This window comes from Neolewinella xylanilytica, assembly GCF_002934605.1.
In the GTDB taxonomy this organism is placed as follows: Bacteria; Bacteroidota; Bacteroidia; order Chitinophagales; family Saprospiraceae; genus Neolewinella; species Neolewinella xylanilytica.
Map to the genome: position 1 here is coordinate 1,937,140 of NZ_PTJC01000005.1, position 23,780 is coordinate 1,960,919.

A 23,780-nucleotide genomic window follows, 5' to 3' on the forward strand; every position below is an offset into this window, starting at 1 on the left:
CTAATTGATCGTGTACGGCATCCGCTTACTGGCGTTGCGCATCAGCGTTTCCACGAGATTCTCTGGTGAATTGAATACGGTACCGTTCGCTTCCCAGTCGTAATTCCACACCATTCCTTCCTGGGCGTCGTGCAGATCCATATTCACCGTGGTGCTGTTGGTGGTGCCCCAGGCGCCGAGCAGGACGCCGACGGCGATGGCGGCCCCCTGGCTCATGGGCTTGCTGGTATTAAAGCGGGTAATCAGGATGCCATCCACCTGCAGGGCGGCGGCGATTTCGGCCGGGGTAAGTTCCCGACTGTCGAGCGTATACCCGGCCCGTTCCAGTTTGGCGTTGGTGGTTTCGGGATCCATTATTTCCAGCCGGCGGATTTTACCCTGCTGCTTCCGGCGCAGCATCCAGCTGTATATCTCGCGCTGAAAGGTATAGGTATCTTCGCGGGCGGCCGCTTCCAGCTGGGCGGGATCGTCCTTGGGGCGTCCTTTAATCGCCACACTTGGCGGCAGGATGGCGATGATCTGGTGCCGGCTCGTCGTCGCTGCCATGTTCGGTGCCTCGTAAACTTTGGGGCCGCAGGAGGTAAAAACGAGCACGAATAGCAAAAGCAGGGTAGCGGTAAACTTCATTTTCAAGTGTGAAGGTGAGGTAAAGGAAGGAGGGCTATCGCGGGTACGACAACGCCGCGGAGAAGCGCTCGCGGTCGATACGGTATAGCAAAGGTCCTCCCTTAACGCCCGACCGCTTTTCCTTCGTCTCCACGAGAAAATCATAATTCTGAATCTTCCGACGGAAATTCCGTTTGTCCAGGGGCTCCCCGATGATGTCTTCGTACAGCCGCTGCGCCTCGGTCAGTGTAAACCGTTCGGGCAGTAAATCGAAAGCAAGCGGACGGGTGCGCAGGTGCCATGTGAGCCGGTCGTGGGCATCCACCAGGATCCGGTGGTGGTCGAAACCGAGGGGCGGTACGTTAGCCACCGGATGCCACGACGCATCACTGGCGTGTCCCCGCGCTACCGGGGTGTGTTGGTGTGGCTTGACTAGGGCGTAATACGAGGTGGTCACTACCCGCCGGACGGGGTGGCGGTCGGGCTCGCTGTAGGTGGCTACCTGCTGCAGGAAAATATTTTTTACGCCCACCATATCCAGCAGTACCCGCCGGGCGGTGGCCTCCAGGGTTTCATCGCTGCCCATTGCCCCGCCGGGAAGCACCCATTCATCGGCGAAGGGCTCCACAGCGCGGCGGACCAGCAACACCCGCAGTTCTTTATCGGCGAATCCGAAGATGACGCAGTCCGCCGTATGAGCCGCCGCATTCGATGTCGGTGTAACCCGCATGCCTAGCGACCCATCCAACCACCGTCGACTACGAGGATGGTCCCGTTGACGTAGCTCGAGGCTTCGCTCGCCAGGAAGACGGTCGGCCCCACGAAGTCCTCCGGCGTCCCCCAGCGGTTAGCCGGGATACGCGCCAGGATGGAAGTGGACCGTTCCTCGTTGTCCTGCAGGGCCTGGGTATTGTCGGTGCGGATATACCCGGGTGCGATGGCGTTGACCTGCACGCCCTTTCCGGCCCACTCGTTAGACAGAGCCATGGTCAACTGGCCGATAGCCCCCTTGGACGCGGCGTAGCCCGGAACGGTGATCCCCCCCTGGAAGGTCAGTAAGGAAGCGGTAAAGATGATCTTGCCGCTGCCCCGCTCGATCATGTCGCGACCGAACTCCCGGGAGAGAATGAACTGGGCGGTCTGGTTGACCTCGATCACCTTGTCCCAGTATTCATCCGAGTGCTGGGCGGCGGGTTCCCGCAGAATGGTTCCGGCGTTGTTCACCAGGATGTCGGGGGTGCCGTGGGCTTCCTTGACGGACTTGACGAAAGCATAGAGGCGGTCGCGATTAGAGAAATCACAGCGGTAGGCGGTAAACTTCCGCCCGGCGGCCCTGACCGCTTTTTCAATGGCGGAGTCAGGGCCCAGGCTGGCGGATACGCCGATGATGTCGGCACCGGCTTCGGCCAGTCCGAGGGCCATGGCGTAACCGATACCGCGTTTGCAACCGGTAACTACGGCGAGCTTGCCGGAAAGATCGAATAGATTCATGGGGAAAATTGCGGAGTGGAGAAAAGGCGGATGTAGTTAGCGGATGTCGCCGAGCGTGGCGGCGTCCATGTCGCTGAATGCCTGGTTCTCACCGGCCATCCCCCACACGAAGCGGTAGTTGGCGGTACCGGCACCGCTGTGGATGGACCAGGGCGGGGAGATCACGGCCTCGAAGTTGCGGACGGCCAGGTGACGGGTTTCGTCCGGTTTGCCCATGAAGTGCATCACCAACTCGTCGCCGGGTACGTCGAAGTAGAGGTACACCTCCATCCGGCGTTCGTGGGTGTGGGGGGGGAAGGTGTTCCAAATGTTCCCGCTGAGGAGCTCGGTGAAGCCCATGACCAGCTGGCAACTCGGGATGCCGTTCTCGTGAATGTACTGGTAGAGTACCCGCTTATTGGCGTGTTCGTCGTCGCCGAGGTCGACCCGGTTGGCCTGGTCCTGGGTGTTTCTGGTAGTCGGGTACTCCTTGTGGGCCGGGGCGCTGTTCAGGTAGAAACGGGCCGGGCTGCCGCCGTCGGCACTGGCGAAGGTGACGCTTTTGGATCCGCGACCTACGTAGAGGCAATCGAAGCGGTTCATCTCGTAGGCCGTCCCGTCGACGGTGATCGTTCCCTTGCCACCCAGGTTCAGTACGCCAAGCTCGCGACGCTGCAGGAAGAAGTCGGCCCGCAGATCGGCGTCGTTCTCCAGTTGGAGCGAACCGGAGGTAGGCACGGCACCGCCAAAGATGAAACGGTCGTAGTGGGAATGAACGAGATTGACCTGTCCTTCCTGCATGAGCCCGGAAGCGAGAAACTCATCGCGCAGTTCCTGGGTGTTCATTCGGGTGAAGTGATCGGGGCGGACGCCGTAACGGGATTGCATGGGAAATAATTTAGTGTGTCAAATGTACACGGAATACTTTGTATACGTCCAGCCCCGCCGTACGGTTCGGCAACTGAGGCGCTGATTACCCGCCGATCGACCTATTTCCGCGGCTACTTATTCGGTCAACGACCAGTACCGAAGCGGATCTACCGGGCTTTTTCTTTTTCCGACCAGCACTTCGAAGTGCAGGTGGGGGGTCGTTCCTTGGGCGTTACCGGTATCCCCGACGGTGGCCAGCGTATCTCCCGCGCTTACGGCGTCAAATTCGCCTTTCCGCCATTCGTCGAGGTGGGCGTAATAATAAAGGCGGCCCCGCACGTCCCGCAAATACAATTGCCGGCCGCCGCTTCCGCCGGAGTTGATGCGTTCCACGAAACCGTCCGTGACGGCCACCACCGGCGTGCCCTTCGGGGCCTTGATGTCGATGCCTTCGTGTAACCGTTGGCTGCCCCGGCGGTCGCCGAAGACGCTGATCACGGCCGCGGTGCCGAAACCGGCCACCGGGAAGGTCAGCCCGCCCGGCGTGTCGCCATCATCGGGCAGGGGGACGGTCCCTTCCGTCGCCACGATGGGCTCCTCCTTGATCACGAAGGTCCGATCGCCTACGGTGAGTTCCGTAGCCGGTAGCTGGCGGTGGACGAAGAAAGCCAGCAAGCCGCAAATAACCACGGCTTCCAGCACGAGCATTTTCGTCAGCATAGCGGTGAGCGTTTCCTTTCGCAAACGGGGAAGGCCTCCCAAAAGTTAGTTAAGGCCGGCTCCCCGAAGTTTGGCGGCGGATCGAAATTCTCCCACCCACCGTACCTTTTCTCCTAAATCAACTTGCCATGCCCGGACGAATGCATTCCTTCCCCTACCTACTTTTATTCCTGCCAACCTTGTTGCTGGTCGCCTGCGGGCCTTCCCCCACCGACGATTCGGGTTCGTCCGCGACCGATACGCCACCAGCCGAACCGAATACCAACATCCGGATGGCCCGCGCCGACGGCGACGCCTGGGTAGAAATGGAGGAAGTCACTCGTGACCCCGACCATCTCGGTCAGGAGATACCCTTCGTGTACCAAATGGAGGGGCCGGCCTGGGAAAACGAAAACGTGGGCTTCCGCCTCTACTTCGACGAGCGGAACGGAATCGATATTTTCGGCAAGCATAGCCGGGAAATGATCCTCGATAGCATCGGCAACCGCCGCGAGTTGGGCGCCCAGCAGAATTACCACGAGATGGCCGACTGGGGCATGGATGTGCTGAAAGTCGGTACCTCCCTCGGGGCGGGCAGCATCGCCCTGATGATCGGCGACAGTATTTACCGCCTCGGCGACGTCGCCGAAGAGCACTACCGCAAACTCGAGGAAGGCCCGGACGGATCCCGCTTCCTGCTCGACTACAACGGTTGGGAGGTGGCTGGCCGGACGCTGGATCTCGACTGGGAGATCAGCATCGAGCCCGGTACCTGGGGCTACGAATCCTCCGTCACCCTCACTGGACTCCAGGGCGATGAGGAACTCCTCACCGGAATTGTCAACCTCCACATCGATACCCTGTACACCGAGGACCGCGGCGATCGTTTCGTAATGTATACGTACGGTCCGCAGGCCGAACTCGACCATACCTTAGGCATGGCGGTCACCGCCGATGCTTCGCAGGTACTCGGCCACGGGGAGTTGGCACCCGATGCCACGCCGGTGGCCTCCACTTATTACGTGCGGCTGCAGTTGGAGAACGGCGAACCCACTACGTACCGCTTTACTGCCGGGTGGGAGCCGGGCAACCCGGCCTTCGGGGAGCAGTCGGCCTTCGTGGAAGCTATTTACTAGCCGCTACTGGACCACTACCCGGTGGGATTGGTTCCCCGCTTTCAACACGTACGTACCGCTGGCGATATTGGCGGGCAACGTTAGCTCGGAGATCGAATCCATATCGTCACGATAATTGGCGACGACCGTCCCCTCCAGGTTATAGAGGGTTGCTTCGTGCACCCCTTCCGGGCTCACCAGGCCAAGGGTTTGTCCGGGCTTCACCGGATTTGGATGTACGAGCGCGGCGTCGGGTTTGGCTACTTGTACCGAGCGGATGTCATAGTGGGTGAGCGTTCCGTCAACATCGTACTGGGCCAGGCGGTAATAATTGGTGCCGACAGCAGGATACTGATGCACATAGAAGTATTCCCGCAGCAGTCCTTCGTAGCTCGTCTGTGGCTCCGTGATCACGATCAATGGCTCGAAGGACGCACCGTCCGCGGAGTGCTCCACCACGAAGTAGGCGTGGTCTTCCTCTTCGTGGGTCGTCCACCGCAGCTCGATGGATTTGCCATCATGGCGGGCGATCCAATTGGAGAGCGCAACGGGGGGGACCAGGTTACCGGAGCCTGGTTGCGGCCCGGCCGTTTGGAAGAAAGGCGTAGCGTACGGGGTAACGGTGGAAGCATCGAGGGTGAATACCCGAGCGTGGGCTTGGCCGCCAAAAATGGCGACAAGCAAGAGAAAGTAAAATTCTCGCATTCGAAATGTGTTTGTAAAGTGTTCTATCAAAAAATACCCGGAACAATCCGGCAAAAAAGGGTCGCAACGGCTCATCACTTCCGTGCGGCTGTCTATAAAACGGACCGCCGGAGGGAGGAGTATCTTAGCGTGGCGTTTTCGAAAAAACAGAATTGTCAGGTTGACTTTATACCTTTTTAGCCTATTCGTAACCTATAAATAGAGCTTTGTCACCGATAAACGGCGATAATTTTATTTGAGAATCTGTTAAAAAAGCGCCGGGCTACCTTTGTTTCCCCCTGCAGGCCAGCTTCCCCGGCCTGCTTAGTCACCATTTTACACGATCCCATGCCGCATCTGCTTACTTCCGCCCTTCCCTACGCCAACGGTCCGTTACACCTGGGGCACCTGGCCGGTGCCTACCTGCCCGCCGACATCTACGCCCGCTACCTGCGGCTGATGGGTAAGGATGTCCTATGGGTATGTGGCAGCGACGAACACGGTGCGGCGATCACCCTCCGCGCCAAAAAGGAAGGCATCGACCCGAAGCAGATCATCGATAAGTACCACGAGCTAAATAAACACAGCTTCGCCGCCCTGGGTATCAGCTTCGACTACTACCACCGCACCAGTGAGCCGCTACACCACGAAACCAGCCAGGATTTCTTCCGAAAGTTGGATCAGAAGGGCGGTGAGTTCATCATCCGTTCCACGGAGCAGTACTACGACCCCGAGTTCGGGCAGTTTCTGGCCGACCGCTACATCAAGGGAATCTGCCCCAAGTGCGGTTTCGCGGAGGCCTACGGAGATCAGTGCGAAAACTGCGGCAGCGACCTGTCGCCCACCGAGCTCATCGACCCGGTATCGGTGCTGAGCGGCGCCAAACCCATTCTGCGGGAAACCAAGCACTGGTACTTCGACCTGGCCCGTCACGAGGAGTTCCTCCGTACCTGGATCCAGGAAGGTACCATCGACGGCGAACCGCAGCACGATCCGCGGCAGTGGAAAAAGCACGTTATCGGTCAGTGCATGAGCTGGCTCAACGAGGGGCTGCAGCCGCGCGCCATCACCCGCGACCTCGACTGGGGCATCAGCGTTCCCCATCCCGACGCGGAGGGCAAAGTGCTCTACGTCTGGTTCGACGCCCCCATCGGCTACATCAGCAGCACCAAGCAGTGGTGCCTCGAGAACGGTCGCGACTGGAAGGACTACTGGCAAAACCCGGACACCGAGCTGGTCCACTTCATCGGCAAGGACAACATTGTCTTCCACTGCCTGATCTTCCCGGCCATGCTGCGCGCCCACGGCGACTACGTACTGCCTAAGAACGTGCCCGCCAACCAGTTCCTCAACTTCGAGGGCGACAAGTTCAGCAAGTCGCGCGGCTGGGGCATCGAGCTCCACGAGTACATCGAGGAATTCGATGCTTTCCCGAACGGGGAAGACGCCTTGCGCTGGGCGCTTATCCGTAATCTGCCCGAGCAATCGGACGCCGATTTTACCTGGGACGGCTTCACCGAGTACTACGATAAAGACCTGGCCGACAAGCTGGGTAATTTCTTCAACCGCGTGACCGTACTGACCCACAAGTTCTTCGACGGGGCCGTGCCCGCGCTGGCGGAAGCGGGCGCCGGTGCGCAGGTGCAAAGCAAAATCCGGGAAGCCACCGCCTCCATTGGTAGCCACATCGAAGCCTTCCGGTTTAAGGATGCCGCGTCGGCTTTTGTCGAGCTCGCCTCCTACGGGAATACCTACCTCCAGGATGCCGCTCCCTGGTCGCTGGCCAAGCTCGACCCCGAGGATCCGCGCATCGGCACTATCCTGTTTAACTGCAACCAGATCGCTGCCGCCCTGGCCCTGCTGGCGCATCCCTTCGTGCCACTGGTCAGTGCCAAACTACGCACCGTACTTAAGCAGGAAGTGGCCGATAACGGCGACTGGGCCAAAACCCGCGACTTGCTGGAAGCCGGTAAGCCGCTGCTCGAACCGGGCCACCTCATCGGAACGGCCGGAGTACTCTTTCCGAAGATTGTCGATCGCAAGGACGATACGCTCCAAAACCTGATCCAACGGCAGCGGGACAAGCTCACCGCCGCCCTGGAGCGTCGGGATGGCGCGACCACCCTTACTGCCCCGCCGGCCACTCCCCAACCCCTCGAACGACCCGCCGAGAAAGCCGAGGTATCCTTTGACGACTTTACGAAACTGGATCTGCGCACCGCCACCATCGTATCGGCCGAGGCCGTCAAGAAATCCAACAAGCTGCTGCACCTCACCATCGACCTGGGGGGGGAGCGCCGCAGCGTCGTTAGTGGGATCGCCAAACATTTCGACCCGGCTACCCTGATCGGGCAGCCGGTAGTGGTGGTGACCAATCTCGCGCCCCGTAAAATGGCCGGCGTGCTGAGCGAGGCCATGATCCTCATGGCCGAGGACGCCGACGAAAAGTTGCAGTTCGTCGCCCCGCCCGCCGGCTTCGGCAACGGGTGGACGGTGCGGTGAGCCCGTGGTCTGCCGAGCGCAGCGGTAGGAAAGTTCGTCCGCCCACGGGTGGTGGAGGAAAAGGCATCCTAAAATGACTACAACCCAGTCTCCTGGGCAGACGTGGCGCCCGGCGGATTAGGAGGCGCTACACCCACCGCAGATCCAGCGTACGCCCGAACTCTTTCTTCGGCGGCACCCGTTTGATCTCGATACTTTTTGGTGGTTGGTAGTTGTCGTTGACGTAACGGGAGGCGGTGGTCGCGGCAGCCTGCTCCACCACCTGCTCCGTTTGCCGGGGGGTATGGTTGTGCTCCCAGAAACGATTCACGCGGCGACTTTCCGCCTCGAGCGTATTGACCGGAAAGGTATCGTAGCTCCGGCCGCCGGGGTGGGTAACGTGGTAAGTGCACCCGCCGATGCTGCGCTCGTTCCAATTGTCGTAGACGTCGAAGACGAGGGGTACGTCCGGCTTAACCGTGGGGTGAAGGGCAGAGGGCGGATTCCAGGCCTTGTAGCGGATCCCGGCCACGTACTCCCCTTCTTTCCCGGTAGCCGACAGGGGGATCTCCGTGCGGTTGCAGAGGATGCTGTAGCGGTCGGGGTTCAGGTTGGTGACGCGGACTTGCAACCGCTCCACCGACGAATCGACGTACCGGGCCGTACCCATGCTACCCAGTTCCTCCCCGAGCACGTGCCAGGGTTCGATGGCGCTGCGGAGTTCCAGCTGCATGTCACCCTGCTTGATCTGCCCCAAGACCGGGAAGCGGAATTCGAAGAAGGGTTCCAGCCATTCCAGCTCGAAGGCGAAGCCGGCTTCGCGCAGGTAATCGCATACTTCCCGCAGATCTTCCCGAACGAAGTGGTGGAGCAAAAATTTATCGTGCAGCGCCGTACCCCAGCGGATCAGCGGGCGGCGGTAGGGCTTCGCCCAGAAGGCAGCGGTTAGTGCCCGGATAAGCAGTAGCTGCGTTAGGCACATATCCCGGTGGGGCGGCATATCGAAGCCGCGCATCTCCAGGATGCCGAGCCGGCCGGAAGCGCTGTCGGGACTGTACAATTTGTCAATGCAAAATTCAGCCCGGTGGGTATTCCCCGTGACGTCGATCAGCAGGTTCCGGAACAGCCGGTCCACGATCCAGGGGGTAGGATTTTTGTGGCGATCGAGCTGGGAAAAGGCGATTTCCAGTTCGTAGAGCATGTCCGGCCGCCCCTCGTCCACTCGCGGTGCCTGGCTCGTCGGGCCGATGAACGCCGAACTGAAGAGGTAGCTAAGGCCGGGATGATTCTGCCAGAAATTGACGAAGCTCCGCAGCAGATCGGGCCGGCGGAGAAGGGGGCTGTCGGCGGGGGTAGTGCCGCCCAGGGTGATGTGATTGCCCCCGCCGGTGCCGGTGTGGCGGCCGTCGAGCATGAATTTATTGGTGCCCAACTGGCTTTCCTTCGCCAGGTCGAAGAGGGTAGTATAGTTGCCAACGATCTCCCGCCAGGCGGTGGCGGGGTGGACGTTGATTTCCACGACGCCGGGATCCGGAGCCACCACGAGTTTCGTAAGCCGGGCGTCCGAAGGCGGCTGATACCCTTCGATGACGACCGGAATGCCCTCCTCGCCGGCCGTGCGCTCGACGGCGGTGAGCAGGGCCGTGAAGCTCTCCGCGCTTTCCAGGGGCGGCAGGAAGACGTGCAGTCGTCCTTCCCGGGGCTCCAGGCAGAGGGCCGTGCGGATCGTCTCCATTCGGTACTCCGGCTCGAATCCGTTTTTAGATCCATTTACCGCTGCCGCTACGGGGGGAGTCTGGCGGGTGATGCCGGGAGCGAGGGGCTCCGGCGATGCGCCGTAATCGGGTAGGGCGGGGAGGGTTTCCTGGGGGCTGGCCGGTAGTTCCGCCGGTTGCTGTTCCGCCACCCGGTGGGGTAGCCGGTCAAGGGGAAGCCGAAAGCCCATTCCGGAGTTACCGGGCAAAAGAAAGATGTGACCGCGTTTCATTTCCCAGGGGCAGCTCTTCCACTGCCCTTCGTTGTGGTCGAAGGTCAGGGGAAGGACGTAGCCACGGGGTTTTTCCATGCCAATTTCCAGCAGTTGCTGTAGGGTTTGGCGCTCGAGTTTGTCGGCCGGGTCCACCCGGCGGGGGTCGATGTTGACCGGCAGATTGCCCGTCTCCCAGAGGAAATAAAAGTTGTCTTCGTAGGCCGGCTGGCAGTTTTCCGGAGCCAGGTCCAGCTTCCGGGCCAGGGTGCGGCCGAAACGGTCGGCGGTGGTGGCCTTCGCCTGGTAATCCTCGGTAGGGTCGGCCAGCAGGGCGTCATCCTTCCAGAGCGGCGCACCGTCGGTCCGCCAGTAGATCGCGTACTGCCACCGGGGAATCGGTTCGCCCGGGTACCATTTACCCTGGCCCTGGTGAATGAATCCCCTGGGCGCGAAATGCTGCTTCAGTTTGGCGGTAAGTTGGTAGGCAAGCTTGCGCTTATCGGCGCCGTCGGCGGCCTCGTTCCACTGCTCCGATTCCATGTCGCGGTCGGAAACGAAGGTCGGTTCGCCCCCCATGGTCAGGCGGACGTCCCCCTGTTCCAGGGCATCGTCCACCCGGTCGCCCAGTGCCAGGATCTTTTCCCATTCCGCTTCGGAGTATGGCTTGGTGACCCGGGGCGTTTCGTGCACCCGCTCCACGACGTTGGCAAAATCGAAAGTGACCTCGGCCGGGTCGCTGAATCCGCTCAGGGGAGCCGCGCTGGCGGGGTCGGGGGTGGCCGCCAGGGGGATGTGCCCCTCCCCGGCGAACAGGCCGCTGGTGGCGTCCAACCCTACCCAGCCGGCCCCGGGGAGGTAAACTTCCGCCCAGGCGTGAAGATCGGTGAAGTCTTCGTCCGGCCCGTTCGGCCCGTCCAGTACTTTCTCGTCCGGGGTCAGCTGCACCAGGTAACCGGAAACGAAGCGGGCGGCGAGGCCGAAGCGCCGTAAAATTTGTACCAGCAGCCAGGCCGAATCCCGGCAGGAGCCATTGGCTTGCCCGAGGGTGGTTTCGCAGGTCTGCACGCCGGGTTCCATGCGGACGTTGTAGTGGATGTCGCGTGCCAGTTGTTGGTTGAGCCCTACTAACCAGGTTACGGTTTGCACCGGTTCCTGCGCTCCGGCGCCCCCAAATTCCTGGATCCACCGGTCGAGCAACGGCCCGGATTCACTGAGCTCGAGGTAGGGAGTGAGTTCTTTTTTCAGTTGCTCGTCGTACGTAAAGGGGACGGTCTCCGCGTATTCCTCGAGAAAAAAATCGAAGGGGTTGAAAGTGACCATGTCCGCGATTACCTCGACGTCGATGTGCAGGTGGTCGGTTTTTTCCGGGAATACCACCCGCGCCAGGTAGTTGCCAAAGGGGTCCTGCTGCCAGTTGATGAAGTGATTTTCTGGAGAAATTTTCAGGCTGTAGGCCTGGATGGGCGTACGCGCGTGGGGAGCGGGCCGCAGCCGGATGACCTGGGGGGATAACTTCACCGCACGGTCGTAATCGTAGTGGGTTCGGTGTCGGAGAGCAACGCGAATGGGCATGGGGCGGCTGGTTTGCTGGGAAGTAGGAAGTCCTGGTTCACGGAGGGGGAAAGCCGGAATCCGGGAGTACAAGGTATACCATATATCAGCGATGTTCGTACTTTGTTGGGGTAAGTACAGCCTCGCACTTCCCGCGATCCGTACTTGCGCGCCTTTGAATCCCCATTAAACCAGGTCTCCCATGAGCCAGCCGACCGGACTCTTTGCGGGCTACACCGTTCCGGACGGTACGCTCGACGAGGTGTTCACCTCCTTTACGCACGCCTACCCAAACTATCCGGGGATTCAGGAAGTATTCAACGAATTGCACGCCGGCGACTTCCAACGGCTCAACGAAAGCGCCAAGCTATCTTTCCTTAATCAGGGCATCACCTACGCCGTCTATTCCGAAGAAGGTGGCGGGAGGGAAAAGATCTTCCCCTTCGACCTCTTTCCCCGCATTATCGACAACAAAGAATGGAGTATGCTGGAGCGGGGGCTCGAGCAGCGCAACCGCGCCCTGAACCTGTTCCTGGGCGACGTTTACGGCAAGGCCGCCATCCTGCGGGAAAAGGTCGTCCCGGCGGAGCTGGTCAAGAGCAGCAGCCACTACGTGAAGGCGATGGAAGACTTCCGGCCGCCGGCCGATATCTACACCCACGTTTGCGGAACGGACCTGGTGCGGCATACCGACGGCGATTTCTACGTGCTGGAAGATAACCTGCGCAGCCCCTCCGGCGTCAGCTACGTGCTGAGCAACCGGGAAGCCATGCGCCGCACCCTCTACGGTATGTTTCGCCACGTACCGGTGGAGGCCGTGAACGAGTATCCGGCCATGCTGCTGCGTACCCTCCATTCCGTCGCTCCGGTACGGGAGGATAGTCCGCGCTGCGTGGTGCTCACTCCCGGTCCCTTCAATTCCGCTTACTACGAGCACAGCCTGCTGGCCCGCCTCATGGATTGCGACCTCGTGGAAGGCCCGGACCTTTACGTGGACGACGATACCGTTTACCTCAAAACCATCGAGGGGCGCAAGCGGGTGGACGTCATTTACCGCCGTATCGACGATGCCTTCCTCGACCCGGAGGCCTTCCGAAAGGATTCCATTCTGGGGGTCGCCGGCCTGATGCGGGCCTATGCGAAGGGCAGGGTCGCGATCGTGAACGCCCCCGGCACCGGCATCGCCGACGATAAGGCCATCTGCGCCTACGTTCCGGATATGATCAAGTTTTACCTGAAGGAAGACCCCATCATCAGCAACGTACCGACCTACATCTGCGGCCGGCCCGAGGATCTGAAGTACACGTTGGAGCACCTCAAGGAATTGGTCGTCAAACCGGTCGATATGTCCGGCGGATACGGCGTGATGATCTGCGACCGGCTGAGCAAGGCCGAACTCCAGGAACTCGCCGCTAAAGTCACGGCCGACCCCCGCAACTTCATTGCCCAACCGAAGATCATGCTCAGCACCCACTCCACGTACATCGAGGAGCAGAACCGCTTCGAACCCCGCCACATCGACTTGCGCACCTTTACCCTGCTGGGGGCCGATAAAACCCGCATCCTCAAGGGCGGGCTCACCCGGGTGGCGCTCAAGGAGGGCAGCCTGATCGTCAACAGCAGCCAGGGCGGAGGATCGAAGGATACCTGGGTGATTTGCTAGAATCCTTTAATTAGTGAATGGGTGAATGGTTGAATTAGTGAATATGCGGACCCTGCTTTGGTACCTGAACGCCGGTGGAATGTGTATCGGAAAGGACATACCTAACTTACCAGCTTTGGCCGGGCCCGCGCCATTCACTACTTCAGTCCTTCACTAATTCAGTCCTTCACCCACTAATCAACCCGGCATGTTAGCCAGAATCGCTTCTACTCTTTACTGGACCGGCCGCTACATCGAGCGGTCCGAGCACCTGGCGCGTTACCTGCGCGTGCAGTATTTCTCGATGCTCGACGCGCCGATGAACCAGAGTAAGGATTTCGTTCTGAAGTCGATCCTGACCATGTACGGCTCCGAGTTCGAGGAGGGGAGCAAGCTGGTCGAGTCGGAGGTACTGCAACGGGTGGGCATGGATTATTCGGTTCGGACCAGCATTCGGTCCACCGTCAAAATGGCCCGCGAGAACGCGGGCAGCGTACGCCACGTCATCTCCACGGAGCTGTGGGAGGCGATCAACTCCTTTTACCTGTACAGCGACCGGACGAACCCCCAAGATTTTGCAGTCCGCGGACTCTACGAATACACCACCGAAGTCGGGCGGCAGTGCGCCATCATTCGCTCCCGCATCCACGATACGCTGTTGCACGACCAGGCCTGGGTGTTCGTCAAGCTGGGCATTCACCTGGAGCGGGTAGCGCAGGTCATCCGGATCGTCAACAGCAAACTCCACGATGCCGATGTCATTTCCGACTCCGGCGGGCCGAACGAGAACAAGGTGCTCAAGCTGTACCAGCAAACCATTTTGCTTAAGGTGGTCGAGGGCTTCGACATGCACCGCCGGGCCTACCAGCGCCGGCAGACACGGCGGACCACCCTCGAATTCCTGATCGGCCACCCGCAATTTTCGCGCTCCATTACCTACAATCTGGAGCGCGTGCTCGGATTGCTGGCGCGCCTCAACGGAGGAGAAGACGTCCGGGAGCCGGTACAGTACCGCGCCGGCAAGCTTTACGCTTACTTCCGTTACCTTGACTACGACGTCATTAGCGACAACCCCATCGAAACCCTCAACTCAGCACTCGCGGAAGTCTACGCTCTGCACGACGACATCGAACGCAGGTACTTTAATGCGGTTAGTACACCGACTTCCACGCAGTCGCAATCACAGCATCAGCGCTAAACTCCAACTTACATGACCTACTGTCTGGGCATCCGCGTAAAGAAAGGCCTGGTGGCCATTGCCGACACCCGGATCACTTCGGGGAACGAGACCACCTCGGCGAAAAAGATCTCCATCCACAAACAGGGAAAGAACAACATCTTCCTTATGACCAGCGGGCTGCGCTCGGTTCGGGATAAAGCCGTCACCTACTTCGAGGAAGTGCTCGAGAACGAGTCGATCCACTTCGACAAGATGTACAAGGCCGTCAACGCCTTCGGCGAGCAGCTGCGCCGCGTGGCCGAGGAAGACAAGGCCAGCCTGGCGGCCTCCGGTTTGTCGTTCAACCTCTTCACCATCGTCGGCGGCCAGCTGGAAAGCGACAAGGACCATAAGCTCTACCTCCTCTACCCGGAAGGCAACTGGATCGAGATCGGCGAGGCTACTCCTTTCACCATCATCGGGAATTCGGGCTACGGCAAACCCATCCTGAACCGGACCCTCACCTACGATTCTCCCCTCAACTTCGCCATCAAGTGCGGCTTCCTCAGCTTCGACAGTACGCGGGTGAGCGCCAACGACGTGGGCTATCCCATCGATATGGTGATCTACCACAAGGACACCGGCTTCATGCACGAGACCCGCTTCGACGAAAAGGATACCGGTCACCTGGCCAGCATGTGGGGCAGTAAACTGCGGGACGTGATCCACGAAATTCCGGACGACTGGATCGACGACCTGGTGACCAGGGTCGAAAAGCAGGGGGAAGACAACCGCGTCCGCCAGATCCAGGTACAGCAGCAACAGCAACACCACTAAGTTCGCTACCGGGGCTTACTATCTTCCGTATTCATGCCATTCCAACTCCGCGCCGAACGTGAAATTGTATTGCTGCTCGCGGGTGCGGGTTTTTTGGCCGCGGCGGTTTGGGCGGACCGGCACGACGTCGAACCGGTGTATTCACCGTACTCCGGGAAATACCAGGGGCACGAGATCAATCCGATTGACCGCCTGGGCTACACCGTTAAGAACGAACGTGCCGGCGATCTGGCGGACTTCGGCCTGTACGGCGGCCCGACCTTGCCGCTCTTACTGAGTTTCGATCCGGTTACCCGCAAGCATTACCCGGCAATCCTGCTGATTTGGTTCGAGACGATGTTGCTGACCTTTGCCCTGAGCAGCCTGGTTAAAAACACGGCGAACCGCCCCCGCCCGTACATTTATAACGCCGACTGGATGCCCGACCGGATCCTCACCCGCAAGGATCGGGCGGCCTTTCTTTCGGGGCATACGGCCAACGCTAGCGCCGGGGCCGTACTTTTTGCCGCCCTCCTGGGGGCATATGACCGGCCGCTGGCACGATACGGACGTTGGCTGGCCGTGGGCGTGGCGGGCCTCACGGGGTATCTCCGGGTGCGGGCGGGGAAGCATTGGCCAACGGATGCGCTAGCCGGGATAGTTTTGGGCGGCGGGATCGCAGGTGCCATGGTACGCATACACCGTAAGGCGAATTGGTAAGGGGCGGAAGCGCTTTTCGGTAAACTATCCGCATTCCCGCGCCGTTGCACTTGCGAAAATTCGCTGGTCGCACTTTTGGGCGTCCGGTGCCTTTATATTTGCGCTTAAACGATCTACATGAAATTGCTAGTCTGCGTCAGCAAGACGCCGGAAACCACGACCAAGATTCAGCTCACCGCCGATGGGAAGAACATCGACACCACCGGGGTGCAGTATATCATGAACCCCTACGACGAGTGGTACGCCCTCGTGCGCGCGCTGGAGCTCAAAGAGTCGGCTGGCGGCACGGTGACCATCCTGAACGTGGGCCCGGCGGATAACGATTCCATCATCCGCAAGGGCCTGGCCATCGGCGCGGACGATGCCGTACGGATCGACGTCACCGACGAAAAAGACAGCCTATTCACGGCCCGGCAGATAGCCGAGTACGCCCGCGGTAAAGACTATGACATTATCTTCTTCGGCAAGGAAACCATCTCCTACAACGCCTCCGAGGTAGGTGCCATGGTCGCCGAATTTCTCGATCTGCCATACATAGGCGACGCGATCGCCCTGGAAATGGAAGGGGGAAGTGCTACCGTCACCCGGGATATCGAAGGCGGAGAAGAAGTGATCGAAGTCGCCACGCCCATTGCTTTGAGCGCCGCTAAGGGACTGGCCGAGCAACGTATTCCCAACATGCGGGGCATCATGATGGCCAAACGCAAGCCACTGGAAGTGGTAGCTGCCGTCGACTACCCGGACACTACCCGCATTGCCGGGTACACCAAACCGGAGGAAAAGGGTAGCGTCAAACTGATCGACCCCGAAAATATGGACGAATTGGTGCGGTTGCTGCACGAGGAGGCCAAGGTTATTTAGCCAGCAGTACCTATCGCCATTCAATCACCAACAAAATAATGCGGTGCCATACCGATCAAGCGCCGCCCCCAAAATAGCATCATCATGGTCTTAGTATACGCCGAGCCAACCAACGGAGCCTTTAAAAAAGTAGCCCACGAACTCGTTAATTACGCCAGGAAAACGGCGGACGTATTAGGCGTCGAATGTCATGCTCTCGTTCTGGGCGACACGCCAGGTGCCGAAGCCCTCGGTGCCTACGGTGCCGGCACCGTTCACCGGGTTATTTCTCCCCAACTGGAAGCCTTCGACGCCGCGGTCTACACCGTCGCCATTGCCGATGCGGCTAAAAAACTGGGGGCTACCGTCATTATTCTTCCCCACAACAGTACCGGGAAGAACATTACGGGGCGGCTGGCTGCTCGCCTCGAAGCCGGTTCCGTAGCCGGAGCGAACGCGGTGCCGATGATGAAGGATGGTTACTTCACCGTGACCAAGCCCGTGTTTTCCGGGAAGGCCTTCGCCGACGTGCAGTTGCTCACCGACGTCAAAGTGATCAGTCTGGCCGGCAACTCCATCCGGGTGGAAGAAACGGGTGGCGAAGCTACCGTTACCGATCTTGCGATCGACCTGCCCGCAGCGAAGACCAAGGTCGTAAAACACCAAGTGGCTACCGGTAGGGTGCCGCTGCCCGAAGCCGAGCTCGTCGTGAGCGGCGGCCGTGGCGTCAAGGGCCCCGAGCATTGGGACGTCATCACCGACCTCGCCGAAGCGCTGGGTGCCACTACGGCCTGTAGTCGCCCGGTAGCCGACAGCGACTGGCGTCCCCACCACGAGCACGTCGGACAAACCGGCGTAGCCATCCGCCCGAACCTATACATCGCGGCCGGTATCAGCGGCGCGATCCAGCACCTGGCCGGGGTGAATAACTCGAAAACGATTGTCGTCATCAACAAGGACCCCGAAGCACCTTTCTTCAAAGCGGCGGATTACGGCGTCGTAGGTGACCTCTTCGAAGTGCTGCCCCGGCTTACGGAGGCGGTGAAGAAGTTTAAGGGGTAGGCTGCTCGTTGGGGCCCCTGGCCCGCCGAGCGATAGCTGCTGGTCTACCCAGGGGTGGGTTGGAATGCTGTCGACGCGTGGGTGGACGAACTCCGCTTTGCTGCGTTCGGCAGACCACGGACGATCACCGCCGCCGCAATCCTAGTACCCCCAGTATCCCCCGCGTCACCTCGCGGGCCACCGTCCGGCTGACCTGGCGCGCCAGCGTGCTGTCCATTACTTCTTCCAGCATCGATTTTTGTCTGGTTGGCCGTCCCTGGCGGGTAGAAGTAGTCCGGGATGCTTTTTCCCGTTGATCCTGCATGGCTTCCCGGTGTTCGGCTTCCTTCGCGCGCGCGAGCTTCTTCTCCAGGATTTCGTAGGCGCTCTCCCGGTCCAGGGTCTCGTTGTATTTCCGCACCAGTGAGGAAGCATCCACCAGTTTCCGGATTTCCTCCTTCGTCAGCACGTCCATTCGGCTTTCGGGGGCCCGGAGCAGGGTCCGGACCAGCGGGGTGGGGCGGCCTTTGCGATCCAGTGCGGTGACGAAAGCTTCCCCGGTACCGAGCTCGGTGAGGGTTTGGTCGGTATCGTAAAATTCGGTGAGCGGGTAGTTCTCACTGGCCAGCTTGATAGCCTTGCGGTCCTTCGCCGTAAAGGCGCGTAGGGCGTGTTGCACTTTCAGGCCCAGCTGACTTAGCACAGCGGCGGGAATGTCCGCGGGGTTTTGGGTGACGAAAAAGAGGCCCACCCCCTTCGAGCGGATCAGTTTGACGATGGCTTCCAGCTGGTCGAGTAGCGCATCGGTGGCTTCGTCAAAAACCAGATGGGCTTCATCGATGAACACGGCCAGCTTCGGGCGATCCAGATCACCCTCCTCGGGAAAGGTGGCATAGATTTCGGCCAGCAGCTGGAGCATGAAGGTAGAGAAGAGTTTGGGCCGGTCCTGCATATCGGTCAGCCGCACGATCGATACGACGCCCCGGCCGCGTTCGTCGAGTCGGGTCAGGTCCGCGACCTCGAAGCTCCGCTCCCCGAAGAAATCGTCGGCACCCTGGCCTTCCAGTTCCACGATGCGGCGCATGATGGCCCCCACCGAAGCGGAGGAGATGTGCCCGTACTCCTTTTCGACTTCCTCCTTGCCTTCGTTGGTAACGTACTGTAATACTTTCCGGAGATCCTTCAGGTCGAGTAAGGGCAATTCGTTATCCTCCGCGTATTTATAGGTGAGGGCGATGATGCCGGACTGCGTATCGTTCAGGTCCAACATCTTTGAAAACAGGACCGGTCCGAATTCCAGTACGGTGGCCCGCAGTCGGGCACCCGGTTCGTCGCTCAGGCTCAGTAATTCCACCGGGCTGCCACTTGCGGTATAAGGAATACCGATGGCGGCGTGGCGCTCGTCGATCTTCGGATGGCCGGCGCTGGCCACGGCGATCCCGCTGAGGTCGCCCTTGATGTCCATCAGCAGGCTGGGTACCCCCTCCCGGCTGAGCTGCTCAGCGATGATCTGTAAGGTTTTGGTCTTGCCGGTTCCCGTCGCGCCGGCGATCAGCCCGTGGCGATTCAGCGTACCCAATGGAATGCGGACCAGGGTGCCCGCTTCAGCGGAATCTCCCAGCATGGCGCCACCGAGCACGAAGGCGGGCCCTTCGAAGGTGTACCCCGCTTCCATTGCCTGTTTAAATGCTGCCTCGTTTGCCATGCTGTCTATTTTACGTTGTTCCAAAGATTGATTCGACGGTCGAACCGCTGTTTGCTGAAGTGCCAAAGGTCGGGGTTGGCGGCTTCCTCGATCCGGGCTTCCAGGTCGGGGGGCATGAGCTCCGGGAAGAAGTCGATATCCGTGACCGTTTCGACGGAATCGATGGTGACCACGTAATCCGGCAGCGGACGAAAACTGACCGCGTTGGGAATGATGAACCCGATGCCTTTTTGCTCCGGGGCTTCCAGGTCGAGGATCACTTTGTAGTAGGACCGAGGTATGGCGATGCGGTTGTCGTGACCGATGTACCCTTTGGGTGCTTCGGTCATGACCGGACCGGTGACGATATACAGGCGTTGCTCCCGATCGGCCCAATCCCGGATCAGCTCCTCCAATTCCCGCCATACCCCCTGGTTGAACTGGCGGGCCTGGGGGCTGATATTGGAGAATAGAAAGGTCTCGTCGGCCCAATCTTCCCGCCAGGCAAAATCGGCGAAGGGGGCGAGATGGCCGCGGTCGTAGCCGCTGCCCCGATAATCGTCGTCGGTAGCCGAACGGGAATCGATCAGCGGGTCGGGTCGGAAGTTATCCTGTCGGGCGACCCACTGTCGGTCGAGGCTGTCGCCGTCAAGAATGTAGGCTACCCACGCGGCCTGCTTCCATTCCTCGTCGTAAAGGAGGGAAAACCCACCGTGGCGAATAACCGGCCCGCTGCCGCCTTCCGGTAGGTACCAATTCTTGGCATCGTACTGGGATGGCCCTGGCACCTGCGCTCCGGCGCCCTTGCGCCAGTCGTGAAACGCCCAGATCAGGCCGAACAGGATGAGGGCGAAGATGGTGACCTTGACAAGGGTGGTGCCGGCCGCCGCGCCGCCCCGGGTGCTATGGTTCCTGCGAAGTTTAGCCATCGGTCACAAGGTAGCCTGCCGGATTTACATGATCCAGTGGGCGCTGAATTTCCCTTTGCTGTACTCCAGCGCGGGGGCGGGAAGCTTGAAGGAATCGAGTATGCCAAGCACCAGGCGTACCCACCGCTTGCGGGTCGGGATACGGCTGAAGTAAATGTCGGGACTAAGGTAATACTGGCGGTAGCGGTCCTCTCGGTACGCAAACCGGTGACCATTGTCGCTCCAGGAGTTGTAATAGGCTCCGTAAACGTTCTCCGAACCGTAGCCGACCGCCAGGTTCAGCCACCCGGGCAGCCCGCTATTGGGTAAAAATGAAGCCGGGTTGACCGACAGCCAGTAGGTCAGGGCGTTGTAGTCCTTGATGTAGCGCTCGAAGGGATAGTCGCCGAAACGGACTTGGCTGATGTAACCGAGGTTAGAGGTGTATTCGCCATTACCCGAAGGGATGGGGATATCCGGATGCGGCCGCAAGTCGTTACTCACTTTGATGAGTATCCGTTGCTCCTTCCAGGCGATGTCCTGGAGGGTGAAGACCAGGCTACCGGCAACGTTGGCGCCCATATCGCTCCAGCTGAAGCCCCACTCGTCGCTAAAGCCATCGAAGACCTCGATGGTCCCCTGGAGTAAATTCGCCACGCCGAGCGTGGTATACCGGGCCGCGGGTCGCTTCAGTCCGGCCCACCGCAGGCCGGCGAAAACGTGCCGGCTATACATGTAGGCGGAGTAGACGTGGCCACCCTTGTCCATCTGGTTCCACTCCGGCCAGTCGTTGAAAGTGTGGAAGCTGGCACCGGCGTAGTCCTTGTACCAGATGTCGTACAGCCCGTAGCTGAACGCACCGTAAACGATGGCACCCGTACCCGCCGCGGTGTAGAAACGGCCGGGGTGGAAGGTATCGGCGGGCGTCAGCCAGTTATCCTTCTTGGCGTAACCGGCCAGGGGGTCGCGGTCGGTATAGTCGAAGCGGGAGGGCGCGCTCGCCTGGGCCTCCAGGATGCCGGAGGCCGTCACGCATACATACAGCAGTAAATAGGGTAGCAGTCTCTTCATTAGCGGTCGCGTGCCACCTTAACGCATACGCGGCTTAGTTTAGCGCGGATTGGATTTGGAGGGGTAAAGGTGCAAAATTTGGCAGGAGATTCGACCTTAAGCCCGGTCTGGTGGTTCGGTAACAAAGTTTCCGTATGTCGCATTTTGTCGCTCCCTCCTTACTGGCCGCCGATTTTCTCCATTTGGATAAAGCCATCGATCTGGTGAATACCAGTGAGGCCGATTGGTTTCACCTGGACGTCATGGACGGCAGTTTCGTGCCGAATATTTCCTTCGGCCAGTTCATTATCGAACAGATTGCGGGGCGGGCGGAGAAGTACGTGGACGTGCACCTCATGATCGACGACCCTTCCCGCTACATCGACAGCTTCGCCCGGGCGGGGGCTAGTGGCCTCACGGTTCACGCCGAAGCCTGCACCCACCTGCACCGGGTGATCCAGCAAATGAAGGAAGCGGGTGTTAAAGCCGGGGTCGCGCTCAATCCGCATACCCCGGTCAGCGTACTGGAGAACGTGATCGAAGACCTTGACCTGGTGCTGATCATGACGGTCAACCCCGGATTTGGTGGCCAGCAGTTCATTTACCAAAGCATTCCGAAGGTGCGGCAGACCGCCGAATTGATCACTACCCACAACAGCCGCGCCCTCATCGAGGTCGACGGCGGCATCGGCGAACAGAACGCGGCCAAGGTACTCGAAGCCGGCGCGCGGGTGCTGGTGGCGGGCAGTTCGGTCTTTAAATCCGACGATCCGGCGGAGGCCATCCGGCGGCTGAAGCACATCGATGCCAACCCGGTAGCCTACGTGTGACCGCGAAATATGAAGATTACATCCTGGTTAAAGCTTGTCGCAAAGACGGCAAAAACTACTTCGTTGCTTTATCTTTGCGACTGATTTCCACTTATGGCTGACAACATTCACCCTATACACGATCGCCTGGTCCAACGACAGGAGCGGGAAGCGGCCAATGGCCACCGCGGCGGCGTGATCTGGCTCACTGGTTTATCGGGAAGCGGGAAGAGCACCATCGCCGCCGAAGTAGAGCGCAAACTCTTTGAGCGGGGCGTGTTCGCGCGGGTGCTCGATGGCGACAACGTCCGCGACGGGCTTAACGCCAATCTCGGCTTTAGCCTTGAGGACCGCAAAGAAAACACCCGCCGCGTTGCCGAGGTCGCCAAACTCTTCGCCGAAACCGGTGCCCTCGTACTCTGCTCCTTCGTGAGTCCCACCCGCGAAATGCGGCAAATGGTCGCCGATATCGTGGGGCAGGACGACTTTATGGAGGTATTTATCAATACCCCGATCGAACTCTGCGAGCAGCGGGACGTAAAGGGTCTTTACGCCAAAGCAAGAGCCGGCGAGATCAAAAACTTTACCGGTATCGATAGCCCCTACGAGGCGCCCGATGCGCCCTTTCTGGACATTAAAACCGCGGACCTGAGCATCGAGCAGGCCGCCGACCAACTCATTGAAGCATTATCACTATGACCGCCAATTACCGATTGAACCACTTGCGCGAACTCGAATCCGAAAGCATTTTTGTGCTGCGGGAAGTAGCCGCCCAGTTCGAAAATCCCGTCCTCCTCTTCAGTGGGGGCAAGGACTCCATCCTGATGGTTCACCTGGCCGTTAAGGCCTTCCACCCCGCCAAGATCCCCTTCACGCTACTCCACGTCGACACCGGCCACAATTTCCAGGAAACCATCGACTACCGCGACCAACTGGTGGAGCGCATCGGTGCCAATCTCGTGGTGGGCTCCGTGCAGGAAGCCATCGACAAGGGCATGGTGCGGGAAGAAACCGGCTTCAACGCCACCCGCAACTACCTGCAAACCGCCGTCCTGCTGGACTCCCTCGAAAAAGGGAAGTACGATGCCGCTCTCGGTGGGGGACGCCGCGACGAGGAGAAAGCCCGCGCCAAAGAGCGCTTTTTCAGCCACCGCGACGAATTCGGCCAGTGGGACCCCAAGAACCAGCGCCCCGAACTGTGGAACCTGTTCAACGGCCGCAAGCTCTACGGCGAGCACTTCCGCGTATTCCCGATCTCCAACTGGACGGAACTCGACGTATGGCAATACCTCGCCGTCGAACAGGTAGAGCTGCCTAGCCTTTACTTCGCCCACGAGCGGGAGGTTTTCAAGCGCGACGGTATGCTACTCGCCGATTCCGAGGTACTGCCCCGCCGCCCCGAAGAGCAACTGGAGAAGAAGATGGTCCGTTGTCGCACCATCGGCGACATCACCTGCACCGGTGTATGGGAATCCCAGGCCTCGACCCTCGAGGACATCATCGCCGAAGTCAGCATCGCCCGCCAGACCGAACGGGGTGGACGCGCCGACGACAAGCGTTCCGAAACCGCCATGGAAGACCGCAAGAAGCAGGGGTATTTTTAGTACGGTATCCTCATGGTACGGTAGCCCTTCGCCAGCACCCTGCCAGCTTACGACCGCTGCCC

The 23,780-nt window shown here is 60.0% G+C and carries 21 protein-coding genes; 11 read left to right on the top strand and 10 right to left on the bottom strand.

The window, feature by feature from the left end; translation table 11 throughout:
- From CLV84_RS07515 to CLV84_RS07535, 5 genes are all read right to left on the bottom strand, one after another.
- A complete protein-coding gene (locus tag CLV84_RS07515) occupies positions 1 to 627 on the bottom strand; it encodes a hypothetical protein (protein ID WP_104419097.1) in 627 nt (208 codons plus the stop codon).
- 34 nt (positions 628 to 661) lie between these two features.
- Positions 662 to 1,336 (bottom strand): NrtR DNA-binding winged helix domain-containing protein, encoded by a 675-nt coding sequence (locus CLV84_RS07520; protein ID WP_104419098.1) that lies wholly within the window; start codon positions 1,334 to 1,336, stop codon positions 662 to 664.
- A gap of 2 nt (positions 1,337 to 1,338) precedes the next feature.
- Complete coding sequence (locus CLV84_RS07525; protein WP_211295200.1) at positions 1,339 to 2,097, bottom strand: SDR family oxidoreductase; 759 nt, start codon at positions 2,095 to 2,097, stop codon at positions 1,339 to 1,341.
- A 36-nt stretch (positions 2,098 to 2,133) separates the two neighbouring features.
- Positions 2,134 to 2,964 (bottom strand): 5-dehydro-4-deoxy-D-glucuronate isomerase, encoded by an 831-nt coding sequence (kduI, locus tag CLV84_RS07530; RefSeq protein ID WP_104419100.1) that lies wholly within the window; start codon positions 2,962 to 2,964, stop codon positions 2,134 to 2,136.
- Between the two features lie 117 nt (positions 2,965 to 3,081).
- Positions 3,082 to 3,666, bottom strand: a complete 585-nt coding sequence (locus tag CLV84_RS07535) for a M23 family metallopeptidase (protein ID WP_146088745.1) — start codon at positions 3,664 to 3,666, stop codon at positions 3,082 to 3,084.
- 128 nt (positions 3,667 to 3,794) lie between these two features.
- Between CLV84_RS07535 and CLV84_RS07540 the strand changes: the two genes are divergently transcribed.
- Positions 3,795 to 4,781 carry a DUF4861 family protein gene (locus CLV84_RS07540; RefSeq protein WP_104419102.1) on the top strand — a complete coding sequence of 329 codons (987 nt, stop codon included), beginning with the start codon at positions 3,795 to 3,797 and terminating at the stop codon, positions 4,779 to 4,781.
- A gap of 3 nt (positions 4,782 to 4,784) precedes the next feature.
- On the opposite strand, the gene CLV84_RS07545 is transcribed toward CLV84_RS07540, so the two are convergent.
- Positions 4,785 to 5,465, bottom strand: coding sequence for a T9SS type A sorting domain-containing protein (locus CLV84_RS07545; RefSeq protein ID WP_104419103.1), 681 nt, complete (start codon positions 5,463 to 5,465; stop codon positions 4,785 to 4,787).
- Between the two features lie 327 nt (positions 5,466 to 5,792).
- Here CLV84_RS07545 and metG point away from each other — a divergent pair, with 327 nt between their 5' ends.
- Entirely contained in the window at positions 5,793 to 7,946 is a 2,154-nt protein-coding gene (gene metG, locus CLV84_RS07550) for a methionine--tRNA ligase (RefSeq protein ID WP_104419104.1), read from the top strand.
- 127 nt (positions 7,947 to 8,073) lie between these two features.
- Here the strand turns inward: metG and CLV84_RS07555 are convergent, their stop codons facing one another.
- On the bottom strand, positions 8,074 to 11,466 hold the full coding sequence (locus CLV84_RS07555; protein WP_104419105.1) for a transglutaminase family protein: 3,393 nt from the start codon (positions 11,464 to 11,466) through the stop codon (positions 8,074 to 8,076).
- A gap of 181 nt (positions 11,467 to 11,647) precedes the next feature.
- Between CLV84_RS07555 and CLV84_RS07560 the strand changes: the two genes are divergently transcribed.
- From CLV84_RS07560 to CLV84_RS07585, 6 genes are all read left to right on the top strand, one after another.
- A complete protein-coding gene (locus CLV84_RS07560) occupies positions 11,648 to 13,108 on the top strand; it encodes a circularly permuted type 2 ATP-grasp protein (protein ID WP_104419106.1) in 1,461 nt (486 codons plus the stop codon).
- A gap of 187 nt (positions 13,109 to 13,295) precedes the next feature.
- Positions 13,296 to 14,285, top strand: a complete 990-nt coding sequence (locus CLV84_RS07565; RefSeq protein ID WP_104419107.1) for an alpha-E domain-containing protein — start codon at positions 13,296 to 13,298, stop codon at positions 14,283 to 14,285.
- Positions 14,286 to 14,297: 12 nt separating this feature from the next.
- On the top strand, positions 14,298 to 15,083 hold the full coding sequence (locus CLV84_RS07570) for a peptidase (protein ID WP_104419108.1): 786 nt from the start codon (positions 14,298 to 14,300) through the stop codon (positions 15,081 to 15,083).
- Positions 15,084 to 15,116: 33 nt separating this feature from the next.
- The gene (locus CLV84_RS07575; protein WP_104419109.1) at positions 15,117 to 15,782 is read left to right on the top strand and encodes a phosphatase PAP2 family protein; all 666 of its coding nucleotides are present in this window, start codon (positions 15,117 to 15,119) and stop codon (positions 15,780 to 15,782) included.
- Positions 15,783 to 15,899: 117 nt separating this feature from the next.
- Complete coding sequence (locus tag CLV84_RS07580) at positions 15,900 to 16,643, top strand: electron transfer flavoprotein subunit beta/FixA family protein (RefSeq protein WP_104419110.1); 744 nt, start codon at positions 15,900 to 15,902, stop codon at positions 16,641 to 16,643.
- 84 nt (positions 16,644 to 16,727) lie between these two features.
- The gene (locus CLV84_RS07585; protein WP_211295201.1) at positions 16,728 to 17,684 is read left to right on the top strand and encodes an electron transfer flavoprotein subunit alpha/FixB family protein; all 957 of its coding nucleotides are present in this window, start codon (positions 16,728 to 16,730) and stop codon (positions 17,682 to 17,684) included.
- 124 nt (positions 17,685 to 17,808) lie between these two features.
- Here CLV84_RS07585 and CLV84_RS07590 read toward each other — a convergent pair whose 3' ends face one another.
- From CLV84_RS07590 to CLV84_RS07600, 3 genes are read right to left on the bottom strand one after another with little or no spacing between them, the layout of a single operon-like run.
- Entirely contained in the window at positions 17,809 to 19,368 is a 1,560-nt protein-coding gene (locus tag CLV84_RS07590; RefSeq protein ID WP_104419112.1) for a helicase HerA-like domain-containing protein, read from the bottom strand.
- A gap of 5 nt (positions 19,369 to 19,373) precedes the next feature.
- Positions 19,374 to 20,276 (bottom strand): DNA/RNA non-specific endonuclease, encoded by a 903-nt coding sequence (locus CLV84_RS07595; RefSeq protein ID WP_104419113.1) that lies wholly within the window; start codon positions 20,274 to 20,276, stop codon positions 19,374 to 19,376.
- 24 nt (positions 20,277 to 20,300) lie between these two features.
- Complete coding sequence (locus CLV84_RS07600; RefSeq protein ID WP_104419114.1) at positions 20,301 to 21,326, bottom strand: DUF2279 domain-containing protein; 1,026 nt, start codon at positions 21,324 to 21,326, stop codon at positions 20,301 to 20,303.
- 134 nt (positions 21,327 to 21,460) lie between these two features.
- Between CLV84_RS07600 and rpe the strand changes: the two genes are divergently transcribed.
- The 3 genes from rpe to cysD all read left to right on the top strand — a co-directional run bounded on the left by rpe (position 21,461) and on the right by cysD (position 23,718).
- Positions 21,461 to 22,135, top strand: coding sequence for a ribulose-phosphate 3-epimerase (rpe, locus tag CLV84_RS07605; RefSeq protein WP_104419115.1), 675 nt, complete (start codon positions 21,461 to 21,463; stop codon positions 22,133 to 22,135).
- A 93-nt stretch (positions 22,136 to 22,228) separates the two neighbouring features.
- Positions 22,229 to 22,813 carry an adenylyl-sulfate kinase gene (gene cysC, locus CLV84_RS07610; RefSeq protein WP_104419116.1) on the top strand — a complete coding sequence of 195 codons (585 nt, stop codon included), beginning with the start codon at positions 22,229 to 22,231 and terminating at the stop codon, positions 22,811 to 22,813.
- Positions 22,810 to 23,718, top strand: a complete 909-nt coding sequence (gene cysD, locus CLV84_RS07615) for a sulfate adenylyltransferase subunit CysD (RefSeq protein WP_104419117.1) — start codon at positions 22,810 to 22,812, stop codon at positions 23,716 to 23,718. The genes cysC and cysD overlap by 4 nt, the downstream gene beginning before the upstream one ends.
- Positions 23,719 to 23,780: the final 62 nt, after the last annotated feature.

Coding starts and splice junctions, on each gene's coding strand:
- CLV84_RS07535 (WP_146088745.1), bottom strand. CDS start 3,666: ATGCTGACGAAAATGCTCGTGCTGGAAGCCGTGGTTATTTGCGGCTTG.
- CLV84_RS07560 (WP_104419106.1), top strand. CDS start 11,648: ATGAGCCAGCCGACCGGACTCTTTGCGGGCTACACCGTTCCGGACGGT.
- CLV84_RS07520 (WP_104419098.1), bottom strand. CDS start 1,336: ATGCGGGTTACACCGACATCGAATGCGGCGGCTCATACGGCGGACTGC.
- CLV84_RS07540 (WP_104419102.1), top strand. CDS start 3,795: ATGCCCGGACGAATGCATTCCTTCCCCTACCTACTTTTATTCCTGCCA.
- CLV84_RS07595 (WP_104419113.1), bottom strand. CDS start 20,276: ATGGCTAAACTTCGCAGGAACCATAGCACCCGGGGCGGCGCGGCGGCC.
- CLV84_RS07575 (WP_104419109.1), top strand. CDS start 15,117: ATGCCATTCCAACTCCGCGCCGAACGTGAAATTGTATTGCTGCTCGCG.
- CLV84_RS07545 (WP_104419103.1), bottom strand. CDS start 5,465: ATGCGAGAATTTTACTTTCTCTTGCTTGTCGCCATTTTTGGCGGCCAA.
- CLV84_RS07565 (WP_104419107.1), top strand. CDS start 13,296: ATGTTAGCCAGAATCGCTTCTACTCTTTACTGGACCGGCCGCTACATC.
- CLV84_RS07580 (WP_104419110.1), top strand. CDS start 15,900: ATGAAATTGCTAGTCTGCGTCAGCAAGACGCCGGAAACCACGACCAAG.
- CLV84_RS07585 (WP_211295201.1), top strand. CDS start 16,728: ATGGTCTTAGTATACGCCGAGCCAACCAACGGAGCCTTTAAAAAAGTA.
- CLV84_RS07570 (WP_104419108.1), top strand. CDS start 14,298: ATGACCTACTGTCTGGGCATCCGCGTAAAGAAAGGCCTGGTGGCCATT.
- CLV84_RS07515 (WP_104419097.1), bottom strand. CDS start 627: ATGAAGTTTACCGCTACCCTGCTTTTGCTATTCGTGCTCGTTTTTACC.
- CLV84_RS07600 (WP_104419114.1), bottom strand. CDS start 21,326: ATGAAGAGACTGCTACCCTATTTACTGCTGTATGTATGCGTGACGGCC.
- cysC (WP_104419116.1), top strand. CDS start 22,229: ATGGCTGACAACATTCACCCTATACACGATCGCCTGGTCCAACGACAG.
- CLV84_RS07555 (WP_104419105.1), bottom strand. CDS start 11,466: ATGCCCATTCGCGTTGCTCTCCGACACCGAACCCACTACGATTACGAC.
- CLV84_RS07590 (WP_104419112.1), bottom strand. CDS start 19,368: ATGGCAAACGAGGCAGCATTTAAACAGGCAATGGAAGCGGGGTACACC.
- kduI (WP_104419100.1), bottom strand. CDS start 2,964: ATGCAATCCCGTTACGGCGTCCGCCCCGATCACTTCACCCGAATGAAC.
- metG (WP_104419104.1), top strand. CDS start 5,793: ATGCCGCATCTGCTTACTTCCGCCCTTCCCTACGCCAACGGTCCGTTA.
- rpe (WP_104419115.1), top strand. CDS start 21,461: ATGTCGCATTTTGTCGCTCCCTCCTTACTGGCCGCCGATTTTCTCCAT.
- cysD (WP_104419117.1), top strand. CDS start 22,810: ATGACCGCCAATTACCGATTGAACCACTTGCGCGAACTCGAATCCGAA.
- CLV84_RS07525 (WP_211295200.1), bottom strand. CDS start 2,097: ATGAATCTATTCGATCTTTCCGGCAAGCTCGCCGTAGTTACCGGTTGC.